General features: G+C 41.0%; 20 protein-coding genes. 5 read left to right on the forward strand and 15 right to left on the reverse strand.

Features of this window, described 5'->3' with window-relative positions; translation table 11 throughout:
* From H6F63_RS23750 to cheB, 5 genes are all read left to right on the forward strand, one after another.
* Window positions 1–1,608: a CheR family methyltransferase gene (locus H6F63_RS23750; RefSeq protein WP_190639835.1), complete on the forward strand. Its 1,608-nt coding sequence runs from the start codon at window positions 1–3 to the stop codon at window positions 1,606–1,608.
* Between the two features lie 5 nt (window positions 1,609–1,613).
* Window positions 1,614–2,672, forward strand: a complete 1,059-nt coding sequence (locus H6F63_RS23755; protein WP_190639836.1) for a chemotaxis protein CheW — start codon at window positions 1,614–1,616, stop codon at window positions 2,670–2,672.
* Window positions 2,673–2,827: 155 nt separating this feature from the next.
* Window positions 2,828–4,408: a methyl-accepting chemotaxis protein gene (locus H6F63_RS23760; RefSeq protein ID WP_190639837.1), complete on the forward strand. Its 1,581-nt coding sequence runs from the start codon at window positions 2,828–2,830 to the stop codon at window positions 4,406–4,408.
* A gap of 229 nt (window positions 4,409–4,637) precedes the next feature.
* The gene (locus tag H6F63_RS23765) at window positions 4,638–7,094 is read left to right on the forward strand and encodes a hybrid sensor histidine kinase/response regulator (RefSeq protein ID WP_190639838.1); all 2,457 of its coding nucleotides are present in this window, start codon (window positions 4,638–4,640) and stop codon (window positions 7,092–7,094) included.
* A gap of 46 nt (window positions 7,095–7,140) precedes the next feature.
* Window positions 7,141–8,250, forward strand: a complete 1,110-nt coding sequence (gene cheB, locus H6F63_RS23770) for a chemotaxis-specific protein-glutamate methyltransferase CheB (protein ID WP_190639839.1) — start codon at window positions 7,141–7,143, stop codon at window positions 8,248–8,250.
* Between the two features lie 35 nt (window positions 8,251–8,285).
* On the opposite strand, the gene H6F63_RS23775 is transcribed toward cheB, so the two are convergent.
* From H6F63_RS23775 to H6F63_RS23845, 15 genes are all read right to left on the reverse strand, one after another.
* Complete coding sequence (locus H6F63_RS23775; protein ID WP_190639840.1) at window positions 8,286–9,494, reverse strand: glycosyltransferase; 1,209 nt, start codon at window positions 9,492–9,494, stop codon at window positions 8,286–8,288.
* A gap of 286 nt (window positions 9,495–9,780) precedes the next feature.
* Entirely contained in the window at window positions 9,781–11,034 is a 1,254-nt protein-coding gene (locus tag H6F63_RS23780) for a glycosyltransferase family 4 protein (RefSeq protein WP_190639841.1), read from the reverse strand.
* The gene (locus tag H6F63_RS23785) at window positions 10,994–12,400 is read right to left on the reverse strand and encodes a hypothetical protein (protein ID WP_190639842.1); all 1,407 of its coding nucleotides are present in this window, start codon (window positions 12,398–12,400) and stop codon (window positions 10,994–10,996) included. The genes H6F63_RS23780 and H6F63_RS23785 overlap by 41 nt, the downstream gene beginning before the upstream one ends.
* On the reverse strand, window positions 12,397–13,434 hold the full coding sequence (locus tag H6F63_RS23790; RefSeq protein ID WP_190639843.1) for a glycosyltransferase family 4 protein: 1,038 nt from the start codon (window positions 13,432–13,434) through the stop codon (window positions 12,397–12,399). Before H6F63_RS23790 ends, H6F63_RS23785 begins: the two co-directional genes overlap by 4 nt.
* A 57-nt stretch (window positions 13,435–13,491) precedes the next feature.
* Window positions 13,492–14,184, reverse strand: a complete 693-nt coding sequence (locus tag H6F63_RS23795; protein ID WP_190639844.1) for a methyltransferase domain-containing protein — start codon at window positions 14,182–14,184, stop codon at window positions 13,492–13,494.
* Complete coding sequence (locus tag H6F63_RS23800; protein WP_190639845.1) at window positions 14,174–15,274, reverse strand: glycosyltransferase family 1 protein; 1,101 nt, start codon at window positions 15,272–15,274, stop codon at window positions 14,174–14,176. Before H6F63_RS23800 ends, H6F63_RS23795 begins: the two co-directional genes overlap by 11 nt.
* Before the next feature lie 31 nt (window positions 15,275–15,305).
* The gene (locus H6F63_RS23805; RefSeq protein ID WP_190639846.1) at window positions 15,306–16,121 is read right to left on the reverse strand and encodes a methyltransferase domain-containing protein; all 816 of its coding nucleotides are present in this window, start codon (window positions 16,119–16,121) and stop codon (window positions 15,306–15,308) included.
* A 40-nt stretch (window positions 16,122–16,161) separates the two neighbouring features.
* Window positions 16,162–16,725 carry an acyltransferase gene (locus tag H6F63_RS23810; RefSeq protein WP_190639847.1) on the reverse strand — a complete coding sequence of 188 codons (564 nt, stop codon included), beginning with the start codon at window positions 16,723–16,725 and terminating at the stop codon, window positions 16,162–16,164.
* The gene (locus H6F63_RS23815; protein ID WP_190639848.1) at window positions 16,722–17,876 is read right to left on the reverse strand and encodes a glycosyltransferase family 4 protein; all 1,155 of its coding nucleotides are present in this window, start codon (window positions 17,874–17,876) and stop codon (window positions 16,722–16,724) included. Before H6F63_RS23815 ends, H6F63_RS23810 begins: the two co-directional genes overlap by 4 nt.
* A gap of 83 nt (window positions 17,877–17,959) precedes the next feature.
* Complete coding sequence (locus H6F63_RS23820; protein ID WP_190639849.1) at window positions 17,960–19,051, reverse strand: glycosyltransferase family 4 protein; 1,092 nt, start codon at window positions 19,049–19,051, stop codon at window positions 17,960–17,962.
* Window positions 19,048–19,587 (reverse strand): methyltransferase domain-containing protein, encoded by a 540-nt coding sequence (locus H6F63_RS23825; protein WP_190639850.1) that lies wholly within the window; start codon window positions 19,585–19,587, stop codon window positions 19,048–19,050. Before H6F63_RS23825 ends, H6F63_RS23820 begins: the two co-directional genes overlap by 4 nt.
* Before the next feature lie 19 nt (window positions 19,588–19,606).
* Window positions 19,607–20,344, reverse strand: coding sequence for a methyltransferase domain-containing protein (locus H6F63_RS23830; protein ID WP_190639851.1), 738 nt, complete (start codon window positions 20,342–20,344; stop codon window positions 19,607–19,609).
* 5 nt (window positions 20,345–20,349) lie between these two features.
* Window positions 20,350–21,555, reverse strand: coding sequence for a hypothetical protein (locus tag H6F63_RS23835; protein ID WP_199298238.1), 1,206 nt, complete (start codon window positions 21,553–21,555; stop codon window positions 20,350–20,352).
* Between the two features lie 192 nt (window positions 21,556–21,747).
* Window positions 21,748–22,407 carry a DUF4114 domain-containing protein gene (locus tag H6F63_RS23840; RefSeq protein WP_190639853.1) on the reverse strand — a complete coding sequence of 220 codons (660 nt, stop codon included), beginning with the start codon at window positions 22,405–22,407 and terminating at the stop codon, window positions 21,748–21,750.
* 16 nt (window positions 22,408–22,423) lie between these two features.
* Window positions 22,424–22,876 carry a hypothetical protein gene (locus H6F63_RS23845; RefSeq protein WP_190639854.1) on the reverse strand — a complete coding sequence of 151 codons (453 nt, stop codon included), beginning with the start codon at window positions 22,874–22,876 and terminating at the stop codon, window positions 22,424–22,426.
* Between the last annotated feature and the right edge of the window lies 1 nt (window position 22,877).

Consider the following 22,877-nt stretch of genomic DNA (forward strand, 5'->3'; position numbering starts at 1 on the left):
GTGTCATTTACTGGAGAATTTAATCAGGCTTTACTAGAGCGTTTTATTCAACTTATTGCCACTCATACAGGCTTGCACATTCGCCCAGAAGAAAGAGAAGCTTTAACCCAAAAAATTCGCTTACGGATGAAGTTATTCAATATATCTGTACCAGAAATATATTATTTACTATTAAAAGATTCCTCCCCCCAAAGTGATGATGAATGGCAAGAATTGGCAATTTCGTTGACCGTTTGCGAAAGTTACTTTTTTCGAGATAAAGGACAGTTTTCTCTGCTGCGACATAAAATATTACCGGAATTAATAGCCGCTCAAAAGTACACAAAAACTCTGCGGATTTGGAGCGCCGGTTGCTCAACTGGCGAAGAACCATATTCTCTGGCTATTCTTCTCAATGAGTTAATTCCAGATTGTGACAGATGGAACATCTTTATTTTAGGAACAGATATTAATCAAAATGCGATTGAGCAAGCCCGGCAAGGAGTTTATAGTTCTTGGTCATTTCGTTTACTAGAGTCTCAACTAAAAGACCGCTATTTTTTCCTGAAAGGGGACAAATGGCACCTTAATAAAGATATACGCGAACGAGTAATATTTAGAAATATAAATTTGGTAAAAGAGCAATTTGATAATTCAGCTTATGGTATTAAAACAATCGATTTAATTATTTGCCGTAATGTTTTTGTTTATTTTGAAAAGCCAGCAATTTCCTTGGTTTTAAATAAATTTAACAACACGCTTAAGCTTGGTGGATATCTCCTGACGGCTCATAGTGAACTTCAGGGACAAGATATAGGTTTATTGGAGGCAAAATTGTTTCCAGAATCAGTTATCTATCAACGGCGTGAAAATTTGGAATTAGGGGCAGGCCTTTGGGAAAGCAAACCAAGCATATATCCCGAAACTAGAGAACCAATACTTTGTTCCTCCGCTCCCGCAAATAATTTGGGAATGAACTTTGAACAATCCATAGGTAACACTTCTCAGTTGATGAAACCAGAAATATTATTGCAGGAAGCAGCGGAAAAAATTAATAATACAGCCAAAGATTTGAGCAATTTATCTGTTTCTAAACTAAAGGAAGAAAAAATTAATGATGCAGCGGTTACTACACTTCTGTTAGAAGCAGAAGCTCTTTTTAAAAAGAAATTTTATGCTTTAGCTATTGAGAAAGCAGAACAAGCGCTCGCTTTGGCTTTGGAATCTAAGCAATTTTATCCCTACCATCTCCAAGCAGAAATCTATGCGAATTTAGGTAAATATGATAAAGCAATTCACTATTGCCAGATGGCTCTTAAAGTAAATCCTCTAGCAGAAGAGCCACTATACCTGCTAGCTCATATTGCAGATGAAAGAGGAGATATTAATGCAGCGAAATCTTTTTTAAAGAAAATTATTTATTTGGTTCCTTACTGTATCTACGCTTATTTAGAATTAGGCTATATTTATGATAAAGAAGGAGAGGCAATCAAAGCTACAAAAATGCGAACAGTTGCTCTAGAAATATTACAAAAATTACCTTTCAAAGCTACCTTAGAAAAACTAGATAACCTGACCGTTGAGGAACTTATAGCAAAAATTAATAAAATGTTACCAAGGCAGCTATAAATTATATGGAATCCAAACAATATATTCTCTTCAGGTTGAATGCTGCCCTTTATGGAGTAGAAGCACTTTCAGTACAAGAAATATTTTTTCTTCCTGAGTTAACGCCAATAGTGGAAGCACCGCCTGCTATAGTCGGTGCGCTGAATCTTCGAGGCGAAATTTTGCCAATCATGGATCTCCAGCTTCGGTTTGGTTATGAGTTGGAAGAATACCGCCTCACCGATAGCATCATCGTACTGCAATGCCAGAGATTTCGGTTTGGCATCATCGTCAATCAAGTTCTGGAAGTACAGACTATCTCCATAAATAAAATTACAGCAGAACTATCTTATGGGCAAGAAGGCACCAATTCCTCTCATTTTGTTGCTGGTTTCGCCACAGTAGGGACAGATATTGTAAGATTGATAAATCCTGAAAACCTAATTCAATTCTTCGATAGAGTTGAAGCTTTAACCTTAGAAGGAACGGTAGAAGGTAAAAGTAAAGAACTATATACTTCTCGTAATTTTTTTAAAGAAAATCGGGTATTTTGCCCCAATGCCACCCCTGAAGAAAGAGCAATATTTCAGGAACGGGTAGCAAATTTGATGCGGCAAGCTGAAATTCAAAATGTTATCGGAAGTCGCCCGATTGCAGTTATTGGTTTAAATAATGAGTATTTTGGACTAGACTTAGCTGCGGTGCGGGAGTTTACTGATATTCGTCACTTACAGCGGATTCCCTGCTGCCCAGCTCATATTCTAGGTAATATGAACTTGCGTGGTGAAATATTAACATTAATTGATATTCGTATGGTCTTGAATTTACCAATTTCTAATGTAGTTACTGCATCTAAAGCAATGGTTGTTTACATCGACGATTTAGTGGTTGGTGTCATGATTGATGCTGTATTTGACGTAATATACCTAAACCCATCCCAGATGATGCCAGTACCTGCTGCCGCCCATTCTATGAATGATGAATATCTCCAAGGAACAGCTCTTTACGGGGAAACAATGATGTGTATTTTAAATTTACCTAAAATCTTATTACAAGGCGGACTGATGGTTGATGAACAAGTGTAATTATTTATTGTTTACAGCTCACATTTACTAGCTACTTGCTCAAGGAGAAATGATCCAATGGCATTACTAAAAATAAAGTAGACATCCAGAATACGAGTTAAATTTCCTAAATTTAAAATTCACCGTGTATTTCAGCATTAAGCAGGGTAAATACAATGTTTAAAAACTTAAATTTACAGTCTAGATTGGTCGGCTCATTTCTATTAATGGGTTTGATTGTATTAGTAGTTGGGATAGCGGGTTGGATCGGAAACTCCAGCTTGAGCAAGCATATTAATACCCTTAATAATAATACACTGCCAAGTGTTGTTGGATTGTGGAAAATTAACGAAGGGCAAACTCAAGTCCAGTCATCAGAGAGAGCCTTACTCAATACACTTCTTAGCCAACAAAATCAGCAAGTTGAATTAACCAGAATCAAGCAGGGTTGGGAGCAGATTGAGGAGGGGTTTAAACAATACGAGTCAGCTCCACAGACCGAAGAGGAAAAAAATCTATATAAACAATTCCTTATAGACTGGGACAGGTGGAAGCAAGACCAAGAAAAATTTCTGCGACTTTATCAAAAGTTTGATGATATAGGGATCCATAATCCTAGAGAAGTACAAATTGAACTTCTCAACCAAAATAGGGTAAATTCCCCCCAATTTGCAGCAGCAAAAGTTGCTGTGAATCTATTAAATGAGCTGAGCAAACTATCAGCAAATGAAGAGAGGACATCTTTTGACAAAGCAACAGAATCGATTATATCAGTTATGAATTACAGCGAACAATTTGGAGCAGCCGCCAAAAAAGCAGCTGACACAGATGTAGCTCAAACCACATTGTGGATCGTCCTGGGTATGATTCTCGGCCCCCTCACTGCCATTATCTTTGGCATTTTCTTCAGCATCACGATCGCCAAGCCGCTTAGTTCCAAAATAAGCGGAATCGTCAGCACTATTGTCTCTTCTTCATCAGAAATAGCTGCCACGGCAGAGCAGCAAGAACGCACGGCTGCTCAACAGGCGGCGGCAGTTAGCCAAACAACTACCACGATGGATGAACTCGGTGCTTCCTCAAGGGCTACAGCAGAGCAAGCCGAGTCAGCAGCAACGGGAGCACGGCAGGCTATGGCTCTCACAGAGTCGGGGAGCCTAGCGGTAAACAGAACCCTCGAAGAGATGGCAATGCTCAAAGAGAGGGTGGGAGCGATCGCTTCTCAGATTTTGCGTCTTTCGGATCAAACAAATCAGATTGGCAATATCTCTAGTTTGGTGAGTGATGTAGCCAACCAAACCAATATGCTGGCACTAAATGCAGCAGTAGAAGCCGTGCGGGCTGGCGATCATGGCAAAGGATTTGCTGTTGTTGCGGCAGAAATTCGCAAACTAGCAGATCAAAGTAAGACATCAGCTCAAAAGATTAGCACCCTAGTTGCCGATATCCAAAATTCCATTAATTTAACCGTAATGGTTACAGATGAAGGAACGAAAACTGTGCAGGAAGGGGCGAAAACTGCACAAGGCACAGCAGATGCTTTCGCCGGGGTTGCGGATTCTATCCACAATATCGCTGTGAACAGTCAACAAATCTCGTTGAGTGCCAAACAACAAGCGATCGCTATTCAACAAGTCGTCCAAGCGATGAATGCTCTCAATGTGGCAGCAACAGAAACTGCTAGTGGCATCAGTCAAACCAAAGTAGGCATCCAAAGACTAAACGAAGCTGCCTTAAATCTGAAAGTAGTTGTGTAAAGAATACAAAAATTAAAATTGATTGGCAGAAGGCAATTCTTATAGTTCGCAAAATCGTCCAACCAATTAATCAGGTAGCTAATACAATTATCAGCTCTTTACCCTACTAAACAACTTAACAAAACCGCTTGGAATCTTAAAACAGTGGTATAGCTAAAATCTATTAGCTTTTAGCTATAAAAAAAACACCAACACGTAATCGCCAATAAAGTATAACTAAAAGCTAGCCATGATCGTAGAAGACGAAGAACTACGCAATCTTTTTAAAACGGCAAGTGAAGAACATTTACAGAAACTAAATGACGGTTTACTGCATTTAGAAAAGCACCCGGAAGACCAAGCCAGATTAGAAGAATTACTAAGAGAAGCTCACAGCCTCAAAGGGGATTCTCGAATGCTGGGCGTGCGCGATGTAGAAACCCTTACCCATCAACTAGAACATATTTTGGGATGTGTTAAACGCGGTGAGGCACAACTGACAGCCCAAACGTGCGATCGCTTGTATCAAGGCTTAGATGCTATGTGCAAGCTGGTACATGAAGCCGTCACAGGCGAACCAGCAGGCATCAATACCTTTGGCGTCCTTGCCCACATGATGGGAGCTGATTCTATCAATCCAGCCAAGCAAAACAATCACAACGATCGAGTTCAGGAAGAAGTTGAAGCAAATACCGTCACAATAGCCACAACTTCCGAAGCGCCCCCACCACAAATAGATTTAGAGATATCGCCTGCACCATCACCATTAGAGACACTACTAGCACCTTCCTCACCACCCGCACCAGTAGAGGCGGCACCATTAGAAGCGGAGCCTCCCCGCCCTACTCCTGCCGACATTAAAGCCGAAGAGACCTTCTCCAAGAGTAGAACCCCCACCGTACCACCCCCAGCAGCAAACGAACCCTACCGCATCGAAACAATTCGCGTCGAAACCCGCAATCTCGATGCCTTGCTCACCCAAGCAGGCGAACTAACCGTCACCAAAATCCGTATTGCTCATCGACTGGCGGAAATTGAGGAAATTGTTGCCCTGTGCGAAGAGTGGAACCGCCCAACACTCCTGAGAACTTCAGCGCTGAATGTCCAGAAGGAAAAGCTAAAACCTGAGAGGCAATTAAATCCCTCTACCACTCAGCACTCAGATATAGGGGCGTACAGCAGTGCGTCCTTAGAAACTAAAGCCTTCGGGGAGCGCATGGGAGTTCTAGTCAACCAGTTAAGAAATGCCATCTACGAAGACACCACCAGACTGGATACGATTGCTAGTGACTTAGAAGAGGGAATACGTACCCTACGCCTTTTGCCCCTATCGACTATTTTTCAGATGCTTCCCCGGATGGTACGGGATCTAGCTAAACAGCAAAATAAAGAAATTGAACTAGCGATCGCAGGCGACCAAACCAAAGCCGACAAGCGCATCCTAGAAGAAATGAAAGATCCATTGATCCACATGATTCGCAATTGCGTAGATCATGGTATCGAAACACCAGCAGAGCGAGAAGCTGTAGGCAAGCCACCTACCGCTACAATTCGCGTCAGAGGCTACCAAACCGCCACGAATATTGTGATAGAAGTCGCGGACGATGGCCGAGGTTTAGATACTGCAAAGATTAAGCAGACAGCACTTAAGCGCGGAATCTGTCGGGAAGAAGAACTCGCCGCCATGACAACAACTCAAATTCACTCCTTGATTTTTGCCCCCGGCTTCTCCACCCGCACCTTTGTCACCGAAGTTTCTGGCAGAGGCGTAGGGCTGGATGTAGTTCGCACCAACGTCGAACGCCTGAAAGGAACTATACAAGTAGAATCTACCCCCGAAAGAGGATGCACGCTCCGAGTACAGCTGGGTATAAACCTAGCAACTGTGTCAGTGTTGATTGTGGAAGTGGGCGGCAGAGTTTATGCCCTGCCAGTGGAGTTTGTGCAACAAACGCGGTTGGTGTCTTCTGATGAAATTTTTTCTATTCAAGGCAGAGAAACTATTATTCAGGACAATCACCCTGTATCAGTAGCGCAACTGGTAGATTTGCTGGAATTGTCAGTAGTCAATGGCAAAACGACTGACAAGGGACAACTGCTGTGCATTATTTTGCAGGTGGGAGAGGAGAGACTGGGATTATTGGTAGATGCCTGTATAGATCAACAGGATGTCATACTCAAACCTCAGAGTAAGTTACTCAAGCGGGTTCGCAATGTTGCTGGCGCAACTATTCTCGGAACTGGGGAAGTTTGCATGGTTTTAAATCCCCTAGATTTGATTAAATCTGTGCAAAAACGAACCGCAGCGATGACCCTGACAAGAGTATTTGCCCAGGAGGAAAAAAGAAGATCAATTTTATTAGCGGAAGATTCTATCGCCATTCGCACTCAAGAAAAGCGCATTTTGGAGAATGCAGGTTATGAAGTGGTGACAGCTGTTGATGGATTGGATGCCTACAACAAACTGAGAACTCGTTCCTTTGATGCGGTGATATCCGATGTGCAAATGCCAAATTTGGATGGTTTGGGGTTTACTGCTAAGATTCGTCAGCATCAGGAATATAACGAATTGCCAATAATTCTGGTGACATCTTTGGCATCAGATGAAGATAAACGTAGGGGTGCCGAAGCTGGTGCCAATGCTTATATCACCAAGGGTAATTTTAATCAGGAAGTGCTTTTAGAAACCTTAAGAAGGTTTATTTAGCTTATGGCTAATAGTAAGCGCAATTCTTAAACTAGCATTTGACAAAATGGCAATAAAAGTTTTATTAGTAGACGATTCTCCTATTGCTATGACAATGCTGAAACGAATTCTGGCATTCTCTCCTGAAATTCAAGTGGTGGGAACAGCCGGAACTGGTAAAGAGGCATTGGCGCTGATTCCCAGTTGTTTGCCAGATGTGATTTGCACAGACCTCCACATGCCACAGATGGATGGTCTGGAATTTATATCTGAAGTTATGGCAACGTATCCAAAACCAATTCTTGTGATTAGCACTTCAGTACAAAAAGAGGATAAACACAATGTTTTTCGGTTGTTGGAAGCAGGCGCGGTGGATATCTTCCCTAAGCCGCGTGGTGGAAATGGTTCGGATTATGAGTTGGTAAAACAGGAGTTAATTTGTAAGATAAAAATCCTTTCTGGGGTTACAGTTTTTACTCATTATCGAAAGAAACCTACAGTTGATACTATTGTTAATAATCGAGAGACTGAGCTTTCCAACATTCGTTACAAAGCTGAGCCTGGTAACAAGAAATATTCGATTTTAAATGGTCAATCCAAAATCCGAAATTCAAAAGATAAAATTGTCACAATTGGTGCGTCTACAGGTGGCCCGCAAGCTTTGTACGCAATTCTCACTCAGCTGCCGATTAATTTCCCGGTGCCAGTGATTTGTATTCAGCACATCAGCGAAGGTTTTTTGCAAGGAATGGTAGATTGGTTGGCGGCTGAGTGTCAAATGCCTATCAAAATTGCTCGTGCTGGGGAGGTTCCAAAACCGGGAACTATTTATTTTCCCCTGGAGCGATCGCATTTGGAGTTTGATGCACAAGGTAGATTTTTGTATTCTTCCTCACCACCCCTGGAAGGGCATCGCCCTTCTGTAACGGTTACTTTTAAATCGGTGGCCAGTGTCTATGGTCAGGCTGCTGTGGGGATATTATTGACGGGGATGGGTAGAGATGGTGCGGAGGGAATGCAGGCGATCGCGTCGGCTGGTGGTGTGACCATTGCTCAGGATGAGGCGAGTTGTGTGGTGTTCGGAATGCCAAAAGAAGCGATCGCGCTTGGTGCAGTCCAGCATATCTTACCCATCACTAAAATAGCGTCGATGCTCACAAGAGTTATTAGTCCTTAGTCATTTCCAACTTTCCAAGGCTTACGGACAACTGACTAATCGCTAATAGCTAATCGCTCATTAGTAGGGATTGGTTGTTCTTTGAGAATGGCGCTATAGGCAGAAGCAAGATTTTGCGCGACGCAAGGCCAAGAGTATCGACGACTTACCAAGCGCCTACCATTTTCACCCAATTGCGATCGCTGTTTTGGAGAGTTGAGGAGGGAAGCGATCGCACCTGCTAAAGGCTCGACTTCTCCTTTAATCACCAGTCCAGCTTTTTCTCCGGCAATTTCTGGCGAAATTTGTACATCTGGAGTCACAATTACTGGTAACCCCGCCGCCATTGCTTCTGCTACAGCTACTCCAAAATTTTCCGAAAACGATGGCAAGACAAACATATCTGAACCTTGCAGCAGCAAATCTTTATCTTCACCAGTGACAAAGCCTGTCATAGATGTGCGAGAAGCTAAGCCAAGCGATGAAACTAAATTTGTTAAGTGTGTAATATAATTTGACTCTCCTGAACCCGCTAATATTAGGTGAAAATCATCTTTTTGGGCGGCAAGTCTGCTTAGCGCGTACACCAGCAAATCTGGGCGCTTTTTATAATGAAGGCGAGACAGAAATAGCACCACTGGCGTAGTTGATGGTATGCCGTAAATTTGGCGTAGTTTTTGTTTAGCTTCAGCGGAAATAGTAGGTTTATCGACTCCTAAAGGTAGCGTAATTGTGGGAGTTTTAATTCCAAATTTACGGACATCCTCTGCTTCGCCAGTACAAGTACAATGGATTGCAGCTGCACAATTCAAATTGTGTCGCTCAATTAAAAAGGTGTAGATTTGTTTTTTCAGCTGACTTTGTGCCAATGCCCAAGGAGCCATCTGGCCTATAGTACGAACTATGTAGGGGACGCCTTGCCATCTAGCGATCGCGCCAGCACAAGTAGAAGCATAGGAAAAAAGATAGTGAGTTTCTATGATGTCATAGTCGCGGATGTGTAACATGAGCCAGCGAGTGAGAGCCGCAGAAAAAATAAATTCTTTCATCGGTGGCGAAAACCGAGGCAAGAACCAAATAGGAACTTGCTCGTATTCAACCCGTTGATTTAAAGGTACATCTAACAGTGCTGAACCATTATCATTTGTCGTAGCAATTTCCGCGTCAATACCGCAGTCTCGTAAAGCTTTTACCAAATTTAAAACAACGTGACTTGGCCCTCCCAAAGCTGGACTTACGGAGGGAATAACGTGTAAAACTTTCACAATTGCCTCTATCAGAATTGCTACCTACTGATACAGACTTTTGTTATGCCATCAGGACGAATGGTTCCGGAGGTGTTTATAAATTATGAGGCGAATATAACAATATTTAATTATTAAATTTGGACGTAGTGGGTGTACAGGAATATGTATGTGTTGGGACAATTCAGAAATTGCCCTAACTTATACCATTTCACTTTATACCTGCAACAGCAAAAAATCTAACCCCAACATAGAAAGAACTATTCTTAAGTTAACCGTATTAGGTATTATAGCGATATATCACAGTTTAACTATTCAAAAGCTCTTGCACCCGACTTGCCAATCTTTGCCGATATAAATCCCAATTTAATTGCTCAGCTTTCCGACGGGCTGCTCGTCCCATCTCTGCTAATTCTTGCGGGTGGCAGTAGCACCACTCTAGTTTTTCCTTAATAGCTTCTACATCACGAATTGGCACAATAAACCCTTCCACGCCATCTGCGACAATATCATAACCAGCCGTATTAGGGGTTGTAATAACGGGAATTCCACAAGCCATTGCCTCTAAAAGCACTAAACCAAATCCTTCAACTAAAGAAGGAAAAACTAGAACATTTGCCGAACTATAGTATTGATTCAATAAGGTATGAGGTACAGAGGAGACATACCGAAAAATATCGGTATATTGAGCTAACCAGCTAGCCGGAAACTCATTAATTCCTACTAATAATAATTCCGCTTCTCTAAGTCGCATTTTTTGCCAAGCTTGTAATAAGTAATGCACACCTTTACGCGGTCCTACCCGACCCACAAATAAAGCTCGAAAAAGTTTATCGCTTTTGGGTTGTGGATGAAAATAGTCAATGGGCGAACCGTAGGGAATGACGCTGATTTTTTCCGGTTTCACGCCAATATCTAACAAAGATTTTTTTGTGATAGAAGATGCTACAAAAATATGGTCTGATAACTCGACTTCCTGCTGTTTGCGTTCGATTTTCCAAGCAGGTTCTTTAACTGCCTGTAATGCTGGTGCTAAATCCGGAAATCGTTCAGATTCTTCTACTTGAATATCGCGACTCATGCGATAAAAAATAATTGGTAAATCGTATAAACAGAGAACGCCTTGCTGTTTGGCTGTTTCAAAGGTGACAGCGGCTCCATCTTCATAGGCATAAACTGCATGAATATTTCTAAGATGATGCTTAGCAACGTGGCAATCTAATGAAGAATAGACCCAATTAATAGGCCCCTGATTTCCTAAACCTAATCGATGGCTTAAACTCGTTTTTACTAGCGCCAACCGCATCGCTTCTTGCCAGGGATGGGTTCGCATTGGTATACCAGTGGGGGTAATCCATGTCCGTCGCCCTAATTCATGAGCAACACGATTTCTAATTTGTTTGGGTAATAGACTTAAGTAGCGTGATATAGAACCTTTTGGGTTATAGGCAATGGTAGTGATTACTTCGTGGAGTAAGTCGGCTTCCCATAAAGCGATCGCAGCATTGCGAGAAAATGGACTACTGGTAGGGTGAATCAGGGAAATACGTGGATGAGACATCTTCTTGCAATAGTTGTTGTTCTCGATGCCAATTTTCTACTTGCTCTAATCGAGGTAAGAGAAAAATAAAACTACTGAGAAACCAGTAGTAAATTGAGAAAGTATGATTAAAAACCAGTTGACCATTAATCTGAATTACTTGAATGATAAAAGCTGCAAGTGCTAAGTGGCGCAAAAATGCTCGTTGCAATTTCCAAAATACCAGCCAAAGAGCGATAATGATACTAACCCTTAATCCATACCAAAGAAAAAAACCAACAGGCCCTAATTCCAAGATTACTCTGCCCATTTCCGATTCATAATAAGTGGGAATAACTTCACCGGATGGCAAACCTAATGCTTTTTTGAGGGCTGGAGCTGCTTGGTGTGTTGCACCAGTACCATATCCGTCAAGTTCTTTGTATTTAATAAACTCAAAAGGTTGTGTAAAACTGCCCACAATGCGACCGGATACATCTTGGTTAGAAGTTGTACGCAGCCAAAAAGCATTGATTGCTGGACGAAACCAGATAGGAGCAATAATAGCAACAACAATAGCCAATGGTAACAACTGTCTAAGGAAGCGCACCGTACTTATAGGACGGGTAAATGCGAGTAAGAATAAATAACCAAACAAAAATAAAACTTCACCAATTATAAGACCGCGAGCGCCAGTCATAAATGAGTTAACGGTTAGCAAAAAGATTTCTATAACAGATGCTAACTTCCACCATTTGTACTGGGATGATGCCAGTACGGGTATTAGTAAACTGAAGCATACTAGCAGGTAGACGGAGTAGCCACTTATGTAGGAGAAAGTTCCTGTAACCCTGACAGAAGATGTCACCCCAAATGTGGCTGCTGATGTCACTTCGCCAGGAGCATAAACATTAAGAGGACTGGAAGCAGGAGCGAAGAATTGGGCAATACCTAAGAGGCAAACTGGGATTAAGAATAAAAGATGCGATCGCAAAAACTTATATAGCTCTTCTTCTGACTGAAATAAGGTAGGAATTATCCACATTAAAGGAAGATAAAATAAATAGCCTCTCATTCCAAAAAATCCTACCATAGGCGACCCTAAACTAGGATTAAAAGCCTGAAACAAGCACCAGGCGGCAACTAAAAATATTATGATAGTGATCGGGTCATTTTTAATCGGCAATCTTCTCGCAGAAGCTGAGGAGCCATAGTAGGAAATATAAGCGCCTAAAAGAACAAAGTCTTTCAAAAAATAAATCAGATCGCTAGCTTGGGGTAAAACCCATTTTCGCACTGCACCCTCAATAATTAAGAGCCCAAATAGAGCTTTAAGAGTGCGCCGCCAGTTGAGGGATGAAATATAAATTATGACTAAAATAGCTACCAGACCAATTAGCAGGTTCACTTTTTTGCTGCCTCAATAACCTGTAAATATGCCTTGGCAACTTCTGCTTTTTTATGGCGTAATAAATGTGATTCGGCGTTTCTCCTGCAAGTCGATAATTTATCAGGATTAGTCAACAAGTCGAATAGCGCTTTCGTCAGTGCTTTAACATCTCCATTAGGAAAAGTCACTCCACAAGAACCAATGGCATCTTTTAGTCCGCCTCCCTCTGAACCAACGATTGCACAACCACAGGCAATACCTTCTAGTGCAACTACGCCAAAAGGCTCATCCCACAGTGAAGGAATTACCATAATTTGATGTTCATTTAGTATCTGTACTAATTCTTCTCCGATTTTTGAACCCAGAAAAACAACTTGTTCTGCCAGTGCTAAATCGTTAGTTTTTTGGCGCAGTTTTGGCTCCTCCACCCCAGAACCAATGATGGATAACTGAGGCATCATTCCCTGATGTTTCAATTCTGCCAATGCTTCAAGCAGCATCTCTACACCTTTGTCTGAAACTAGCCGTCCCAGAAATACAAATTCTTTGGTTTTAGCAATTTCAGGAATTACGCGGAATAAATTATCGCGGTATGGATTGGGGATAATTGTAGAAAAATGTGGCAAATGTCCAGCTATAGATTTGCTAATTGAAATTGATGTAGAAAATTTTACCAATACTTCTTTTAAATTCGCCTTCCAACCAGAAAAGTTACCACCAATATCATGTGGTAATTTAATCCAGGTCTGGTGCCTAATTATCCAGGGTTTTCGGCATATCAGAAGCGGCCAAGCATCTTTCAAAATAATACCATTGTGGAAATATACATCGCACCATTTTACGAGTTGGAAAAGCTTGGCAGGGCTTGGTTGCCTAATCACATCAAATGGAAACTTTAAACCATCAGCATCAATATGACTACCTGGAGTTTGAGTAACAACTTTAATTACGTGTCCAAACCGGGTAAATTCATGTGCCAAAACTTCTATATCTGTTTCACTGCCCCCAATGCTCGGATAAAATAGGCGAGATGACATGAGAATTTTTACCATAATGCTTATCACTTTGCCGAAATATTGGGTGATTAATATAGTTATGCGTAGGCTGAGTTATGACATTGGTTTATGAGCGATCACTAGTAAGTTATCGCTGTAACGAATACCCTTAAGCAGTCCTCCAGAAAATGTTTGCCATTGCAGCTTGGGAAAGTTGGGAATACCACCAACATTAGTAAAAACAAACTTTGGTGGAGAAAAGTTAGCTTCACTTAGAATGCGCTGAATGTCCTTGCGTAGAAGTGCGGTGATATGTGCCGGGTAACAAGTATCGCTGAAGGCGACAAAATGCCCTCGCAATAGAAGCGCTATCAAAGAACGCCAGCTTTCGTTATTAGGTGTGCTAAAAATAAGTGTTCCACCAGGACGGAGTAATTGAAACCATTCCCTTGCTACGGCTCTAGGATTTTCCAGATGCTCGATGACTTCAGCGGATACAATCACATCAAATGATTGATTGGGAAGATGAATTTTATCGTTCAGATCCCAAGTGATCCATCTAATAGAATTATCTATGTCAACTGGACACTGCATGATGTCAATGCCAGTGATGGAACTAAATCGATTTAATGTTTGAAGGCGCTTAGTTAGATTGCCTGTACCAGCACCAAAATCTAGAAGATCGCCTTTGAGATCGAGCTGCGCCAACACCTGCTCAAATGCTGTGTAGATTGATTGACTACTCCTACCACCGCTGACATCTGAAGCAAATTGACGCTGGGCTTTGAGACTTTGATTAATGCTCAACAATTGTTTTCTCTAAGTGTGCCGCAAAAGTTTTTGCGTGTACCAACAAGTTATGGGTTTGATACCAAGTACGGGCATTGTCTGCGATCGCTTGCACCTCCACCCAATTTTTACAGTCTGTAGTCTCCTTATCCGGAACCCAGTAATGTTTTCCTGCTTCTATGCCATCAGTTGGCAGACTACATCGAGAACTGGCGGGAAGCACTCCATAAGCGCAGTAAGTAGCAAAAATGGTTGATTTCGCTAAGAATTCAGGGTGATAGTTAAAGAAACCCGTCAGGGAATTTAACAGGATGCTGCTGATTTCTGTAGCGGGTAACTGTCCCATCTCAACTATCGGTACGCGATTAACGGAAGATAAAGTTAGGCCTGTTGATGGCCCAATATCGAAGATTTCTTTAATTCCTAGCAGCTGACAGGCTAGCTCTAGTTCTGCCAGAGATTCTCGATAAACCTGTAGCCTTTTAGCGCGTCCTCCAAACACCACTAGGCATCGGTTACGTTCTAGTAAAGGTGGCACCTGTTCTGGCTCCCCTATGTTGGAAAATACGGGGAGGGTGGAGATTTGGGTTTGTTTGCCTTGACTCAATTGATATAGTATTTCGGCATAGTGTTGTTTGCTGGTGACACAGCGATCGCTAACTCTTGCCAGACGCGCCGCCAAATTTTTCTGTAGCGGCGATAACCAAAAGGAGCTGTTCCAAATTGCACCAGAAGCATAAACTTCATGGAACATTGTTACTAAATACGTGTTATTTCCCGTACTCTTCCAACGTTCCAAGCCTTCAACTAACCAAGATGGACAGCCTCGTTTTGCATAGCCATAACCCACATAATGTAGCAAAACTGTGCCTGTATCGCTAGGCATTAAAGATAACAGCTCGCTAGCCGAATGCACCTTTATTCGGCTGACAGGAAATCCCTCAATTTGTGGGGAAACGATGCTAGAGCGATCGCCTACAATAAAATGCGTTTTAGTTCCGTAATCTTTACGCAGTTGCAAAGCTAGATTTAAAGCATAATCACCCACTCCATCAATTGCTGGAGGCAGGCGGGGAACGATACAGATAATTGGTGATGAGGTGTGCATTCCCTAAAATTTTAAACAAGAATCGGTACTATTAGCTAGTAATATCAGAGGAGCGTGATAGTAAACAAATCATGCCAGTGTGTAGTTTTTTTCGCCAGTGAAGAGGTAGCGAGCGAGTAAAGCTTTCGCAAGCATCAACCCAGGTACGCGGCACAAGCTTGAGTACAGTCCCTAATTTTAAATGCCCATTGGTGAGAGTATTGGTAAAAAGTCGGGTTTCTACAACAGTTAACCCCGCTTTTTTAGCCAGTAATTCAACTTCATCAAGATGTAATAAAAAAATATGTCCATCTGCATTAGGCTGAAATTGGATTTCTTCAAACTGACTTGGATCGGGACAATCCGAAAACTTAGGTAAACGGTTCTGAAAATATTCACCATTAGGCGTACTCATAACAATGTATCCGCCCACTTTAACCAATTGAGCAATTCTATATAAAAAATCATCAGGATGGGCAACGTGTTCGATAATTTCTGTAATTAAGATTACATCGAAACACCCTTCAAAACCAAGAGAAAAAATGTCTCCAGGTGCATAATGAATTACGCCGCGTTCCCACTTAAGCTTGACATAATCAACTAACTCTTCACGTAAATCATTCCAAGTAACTTCATAGCCGAGTTCTGCTAAAGACAATGTAAAATTTCCCTGTCCGGCTGCTACATCCAATACTTTCGCTCCCGGTCGGGCAATTTTTTGAACTAATTCCAAAGTATGTTGGCGGCGATTTGCGTAAGCATAAGCATATCCGCGATAACTCATCTCGCCATAAATTTCCAGCAAATCATATGGATAGCTATATTTCCAACTCTCACGCCAACTATCTTGCGGTTGAACTTTTTTCATAAGCCTGTTGAATATCAAGTAGATTAACTTTAAAAAATAGCTAAAAAAATAACCGATGGTAACTAGCGCTATACTTTAGCTCATCAGGTCGGCTACCTATGGGCTTGGCAGGAACACCTGCAACAATTGTGAAAGGGGCAACATCTTTAGTGACTACTGCACCAGCTGCTATAGCTGAGCCTTTACCTAAAGTAACTCCAGGTAAAACCATCGCTCGCGTTCCAATGAAGACATAATTTTCAATATTTACTGGACGATGGCGGCCTTTAAAATTACTACTTTGTAAATCATGATCTGCTGTCAGAATACATACCTCGGCAGAAATCGAAACATTGTCACCAATAGTGATACCGCCACGGTTATCCAATCGACATTTTTGATTAATTACGCTACTTTTACCCATTTTAAAGTTGCTTCTTGTATCAAACCAAGCATCCATAAAGATAAGACTATCTGAACCAATTTCAAACCCCAGACAAAAGCGGTAAAAAGACAATCGGATAAAATGGAAGGGAATATGAGCTACAAATCGATTAGTAAAATATAGAATACCCTCAAATAAAACTCTCTTTAGCGCCCTAATAGAAAGGGTGAATATTTTCATAAACCAACCTTAACTTGCATAGCCAGTTTATACAGTTGATTCAGTACATGCAGATGTTTATGCATTGAAAATTGGGTTGGCACCATTTCCCTTCCTTCCTCTCCCAAATGTTTTGCTAAAGTCCAGTCGAGAGCTAAACGTTCAATAGTTTGTGCCAATCCAGAAATATCATTTGGTTTTACAAGTAGGGTATGTTGTTGTTGGGCGATATACTCAGGTATTCCTCCTACTCGACTGGCGATGATAGGTCTACCAGTGGCGGCAGCTTCTATACTGACTATTCCTGCTGGTTCGTGCCACACTGACGGAAAAATGAGCGCCCTTGCTGCCTGGAGTAATTTAAAGATTTCCGCTTCATTTGCCCATCCATGAAATGTGACTTTTTTAGTAATTCCTAGACGCTCTGATAAAGCTTGTATTTCTGTTTTTTGATAGCCATCTCCAGCAATATCTAAGTGAACTGGGACGTTGACTTGTTGTATTGCTCGTAACAGCCAGTCGAGTCCTTTTTGTGGCACAATGCGTCCCATAAAAAGGAAATGTGGGACGTCTTCTTGAGGCGGGGGGAAGTATTCCGGAAGTTTGGGAGCAGGGTAATAAAGGACATGAATCAGGTTCTCGGCGTAACCTAAACGAACCATTTGATCTTTGAGAAACTGGCTGTTTGCGATCGCATGAATATCAGACAAAACGCGCATCTCGTCCCAGGTACTCTGAAAGTCAGCGTACAACTTATGCGGTCTAGCACTACCACAGCGATCCACGAGATGTCCCCAGAGACACCCAGTGAGGCTGTAGATGCGATCGCACGGCTGACTAGAGCGTTTTAGATACTTGCCACCACTGGGACAGTAAGGTTTATGTCCGTGAATGGTGCGGATGGTTGCAATACGCTCGTCTGGAAGTGTACTAATGTCAGTGTGCAAATGCAAAATATCCAGCCTCAGTGCCTTTGCCTGAGTAAATAAATCCCTGTCATCGCGCACAAATATCGGTAGTTCGGTTCCACTATTTGGCACACTGGTAATTGGCTGATTATCCAGAAAATAAACAGCGTCACCTGCTGCAATTTGGGCGGCACTTAGACGGCGGATATAGGACGCAACTCCGCCTGGTTCCCAAATGCCGTACATATAATGTCCTATCCGCATAGTATTATTTTCTAACAAATGGATTTAGACTATACAAAAAACTCTTTGTTTATCAATGAAAATCTGTGGAGCTTGAAGTAAGCTTATAAAGACTTGTTGTACAGCTCTAAATGCTTCTTGACTACTGTTGACCAAGTTAAGGCTTTTATCCACTCGTAGCAGCGATTTTGATACTCTAAATATTCGGATGGGGATAAGGTAATAATTTGACGAAGAGCAGTAGCAATCGCTTCCCCAGAATTCTGTTTCACTACAAATCCCGTACTACCATCATCAACAAATTCAGACATTGCGCCCGCATCGGTACAAATCGCAGGAGTGCCGCAAGCTTGAGATTCTAGCAACGTGAAACCCATTAATTCTGGAACAGGGGTATAGCCACCATAACAGTTAGTATGAACAGAAGGTAAAACGGTAGCGATCGCTGTACGATATTCATGCAGTAACCTCCTATCATCTGCATCGTGAACGAATTCTACAGGTAAACCAACTGCCAATTTTTTCAAGTCTTCGTAAAATTCTTCGTTATAGACTCTTCCAAGAATTGTTAACTTGTAATCTGGAAGATTTAAGAGGCGGAAAGCTTCAATTAAATAATTAATGCCTTTGTGGGGTAAAATCCGACCCACATACAAAATCTTTTTCTGTTTTTCTAAAGATATATCCGGATAAAATCGCTTTGTGTTCATGCCACCTTTAATTAGAACTCCTTTTTTTTGTAGCTCAGCCGGAAGAAAATTCAAGCCAAAGCGGGAATATGCGATCGCATTACAATAACCTTGAAACACAGGAATTTTCTGATTAATTACAAAATTACCACCCCCACCGTAATCAGTCACAAAAACCCGCTTCCCCAGCCAAGATGCTGTCAAACATCCTAAATCGGAAATAAGTGTATTTATATGGTGGATGTGAACTACGTCAGCATCCCAAATTGAAGCGAGATATCGAAAAGTTAGGGGATTGACCTTGTTATTATGAATAAAATAGTTAACCGGGTAAATCTCAATTTTGAGGTTGCCTTGGCAATAAGATTGGCGTTTTGAAGAAAAACTCACCAGCGTAGTATCTACAACCTCTGCCATAAAAGCAGCTAATTCTGTTGTATAGCGCTCACCACCACCAATGATTGATAAGTCGTCGAAGTAAGTAGGGGTAATGTGAACAACTTTCATAAATTAAAATTAACTTCTTTGATAGCTTCTAATTCCAAATAAAGATACCAAGCTGGAAAAATCCAAGCCCATCTTTGCTCATAGGTATGGGGAAATTTATTAGCTAACCGACTGACAATGGATCTATTAAATCTACCTCCTTGAAACTGCATATGACGGTGCTTAATAATATATTTCGCATCTGAGTAGTAGGACAACTTGTGTTCTTGGCAAAAGTAATCAAACGAAAAGTAGCTTAAATGCCACTTATGGGTAGGATCTACAAATGAATTAGCGCAAGAAAAATGAGGCGTTGTTATTTTCAAAATTCCCTGCGGTTTCAATATTCGATAAAATTCCTCCAAGGTTTTGGGAATATTTTGTAAATGCTCTATCACATCAAAGCACTCAATCTCCGAGAACCTGGAGTCATCAAATGGATAGGGAAATTTATCTAAATCCCAAACTATATCTGGTTTTACTTCAGAAGATTTATCCAGTCTTATTACATCAGATTCTGATGATTTACGACCACACCCAACTGATAATATATTCATTGCTTCATCCTGAAAAGCCTTATACAGAGAAACTACGTGCAATCTTCTTCAAACCTCGATTTACCTGGTTATTTACCCATTTCATAACAAACCGATAGTGAGGGTAATTATACCTCTGTGCTACAAACTGATGCAGATGAGCATGGATATTATCTACTCCATGAATTTGTGTCTCGACAACCTCAAAACTATCTTCCCAAAAAAGGTAAGAGATAGTTTCTGAGGGAGATAGTTTTTTAGCAAATGAAGGGGGAAATGATAGCTGAAAATCTCCGTTTATCATGTGGTACTTCATAGTAAATTTCACGCAATTATCGGTAATATCAACTAGCCATCTGTGATGTGACAGTCCAACTATTCTGCTACTTTCTATTCCTCGACAAGATTCCACTAATCTTGACGGAACTTCTATATAGCCACGCTTCGACACTCTAATTAGTTCAGAGCAGACATATAGTGGATCTCTGATGTCTTCCAGAGTATGCGAACAGATAGAAAAGTCAAAAAAATTGTCTTTAAAGGGCCAAGGCTCCTTATCACAAATATCTCTTTGAACCCAAGTATCTTGATTAAAATATTCTTTTTCTCCCCCCTGAGCTTTGCCCATTCCATTTCTTGCGTAGAAACCTCTGGTTTCATAAGGTTCAGCATCAATTACCCAGTTTGCCCGGTTAAATGGGCAAGCCCAACCGCCTACATCAAGAACAAGGTCATTAGGCTTTATGCGTGATAAAACTTCTTCTACATTTCCTAACATTTTAATTACTCTTTTGCTACAACCGACCAACGCAATAAGTTAATATAAGTAATCGCACCACTACATATTAACCCTGGAATCACTGATACCATTGCCAGTAATAAAACTCCATAAGTGGTAGATAAATCTAGAAAGTAAGCCATAACAGCCTCAATCAAGATCATACACGGAATATTAAGCCAGTAATATTGTAACCATCCTTTTGAAGTATTAATTAATAACATAATTGCTGAAAGACCATTTAGAACATTTATAACAACTATTAACAGCAATTCTTGTCTTAAGTGAGCATATTTTTGCCCTAATATAAACAATAGTTCTTTAGGGAAAAAGTTAGTGATTGCTATTAAACACGCCCCAAAAATACAAAAACTTACCAGAACCTGCCAGTAGCGATCGCGAAATTTAATAACTGACTGACAACGCGAGAAGCTTGGCAAAATAATACTTTGCATAACCGCATAAATTAAGGAAAATATAACCCCTAACCGTCCTAAAGCTCCTACTTCAGCAATACTTTTCGTATCCCCAAAAATGCTGATCAACCAGATAGTAAGCTGTCCGTGAATGCAGAAGAATAAGGCATTGGGTGCTTGACTTTTGACAATTTGCAAAATCTCTAATTTGTCTGTTTCATAAACGGGTGCTTTTATATCAATGCTATGAATAACCCAACGGCTCAAAAACAATTGCTGCAACCCCAAGGCAATTGATGCTGTCAAAATAGCTATGGCAGCATTCAAAAAAGTAAAGTAAGCAACAACTAAAATTGCTAGTCGAACAATAGCAGAAATAAAATCTAACCTTTGGACATAATTAAGCTGTGAATGTAATCGCGGAACTACACCTAATATAACAGTACTCAACTGGAAATTTAGCCCTGCCAGGACAGTAATAGTAATTAAAATTGCATATAAAAGCGATGTTCCGTTATTGAATAATAGCCACAGCAGAAGAGGCGTAACTAAAGCGATCGCAATTGTTGCCAGCTTGCGTCTCAACTGCATTGCAGTGTTGATCAATTGACCAAAACGATACCGGTCCTGCCAAACCTTTCCTCCAATTGCCAACAGACCACTGCTAATACCCATGTCAGCTAATAAATTCATTGTCCCTTGCATAGTATTAGCAATAGTGAAATAGGCATACTCCTGTTTATCCAGTGTGCGAACCAGAAAAATTCCACTAGCCATACCTATTGCTTGAATCACCAGTTGTATCGAGACAAACTTACTCAGAATCTGGAGCCGATTGATGAGGACGGGTGGTAAAAAAGGCAAAGGCATCTAAAGGTTATTTAATATTTTTGCACCTATTTGTGCTTGGAAATTATCAGACTATCTAACAATAAGCTTGAGTTATAGGTTGGATTTAGCGAAAGCAAAACTTAACCTATAACTATCCTAATTTTGTGTGAGACATTTGGCACTAGCCAAAACATTACTAGAAGATGGACAGGTTTGATGACCGCCAACTCTGACAATAAAATCATCAAAATCTCTTTCTTGTTGAGCCTTTACTATGCCAGTATCGTCCCAACGGATGAGATTACCACCCTTAGCAAGACTGTCTATCCCACCATTAAACTCAGTTTGTTGCCTGGTGTTAGGATTTTCAGTATTTGTTGAGTAGATGATGCCTACAGGTTTGCCATTATAAAAAGATTCTAAGTAAAAGGCATATCTTGTATTTGCCTGAAACTTAAACTCAGCTAACGGTTGCGGAACTGCATCACCAGGAGTTCCTAAAAAATCATTTTGGTTGCTTACGCCTGTGTCGTCCTGAAAATCGGATGGACGGGAGATATCCTGTGGTTTATTCGAGGGCTTGGCTTCACTAATTAGAGGGGTTTTCTCACCTGTATCTAAATTAATAACGCCAAACGTTGACTGAAATGCTCCGTTTGATTCAACAAATTCAAATTCAATAATAGTGTCTAGGTCAAATTGAATGCCCTCATTACCAAAAGTTTCTAGGGCTTGGAGTGGGGTGGTAATGATGCTAAATAGTCCTAGCGCGATCGCGCTGATTAAAGCCGGTGAAATCATCTGATTAAGTTTCATATTGTTTCCCCATTAATTACCAAATTTCCAAAGCTCCACTAGCCCTCAATCTTTCGGCTTCCAAACTGTCCAAACTGCTGATAAATCTCTTGGTTTCTTCTAACAAGCTATTTAGTTGCTGACACTCCGGAGTGTTACAATCTACTGGAGAAATCGCTGCTCCTCTGGCAAATCTTCGCGGCAACTTAGCAACTGCCTCGGCAGAAGCAACACAAGCAGCATACGCATCATCTAAATCTTTGGAAAGTCTTCTGGCAGTATTAATAATTTCAGGATCAAGCTTGCTACCTGAACCAAAGCGGGGCGCTGTATTATTCCAGATGTTAGTTCCCGTATTATCTGATTGGTTGGGAGGATTGGCTTTAACAGGCAAAGACTGAAGAAGCAAAAAAGTAAAAGGCAAAAGATAGAGAAAGATATTTGAATTTTTGATTTTTGAATGTTGCTCTTTAGTTATCCAAAAGTTCATA

This window comes from Trichocoleus sp. FACHB-40 (assembly GCF_014695915.1).
Taxonomy (GTDB): Bacteria; Cyanobacteriota; Cyanobacteriia; order Cyanobacteriales; family FACHB-T130; genus Funiculus; species Funiculus sociatus.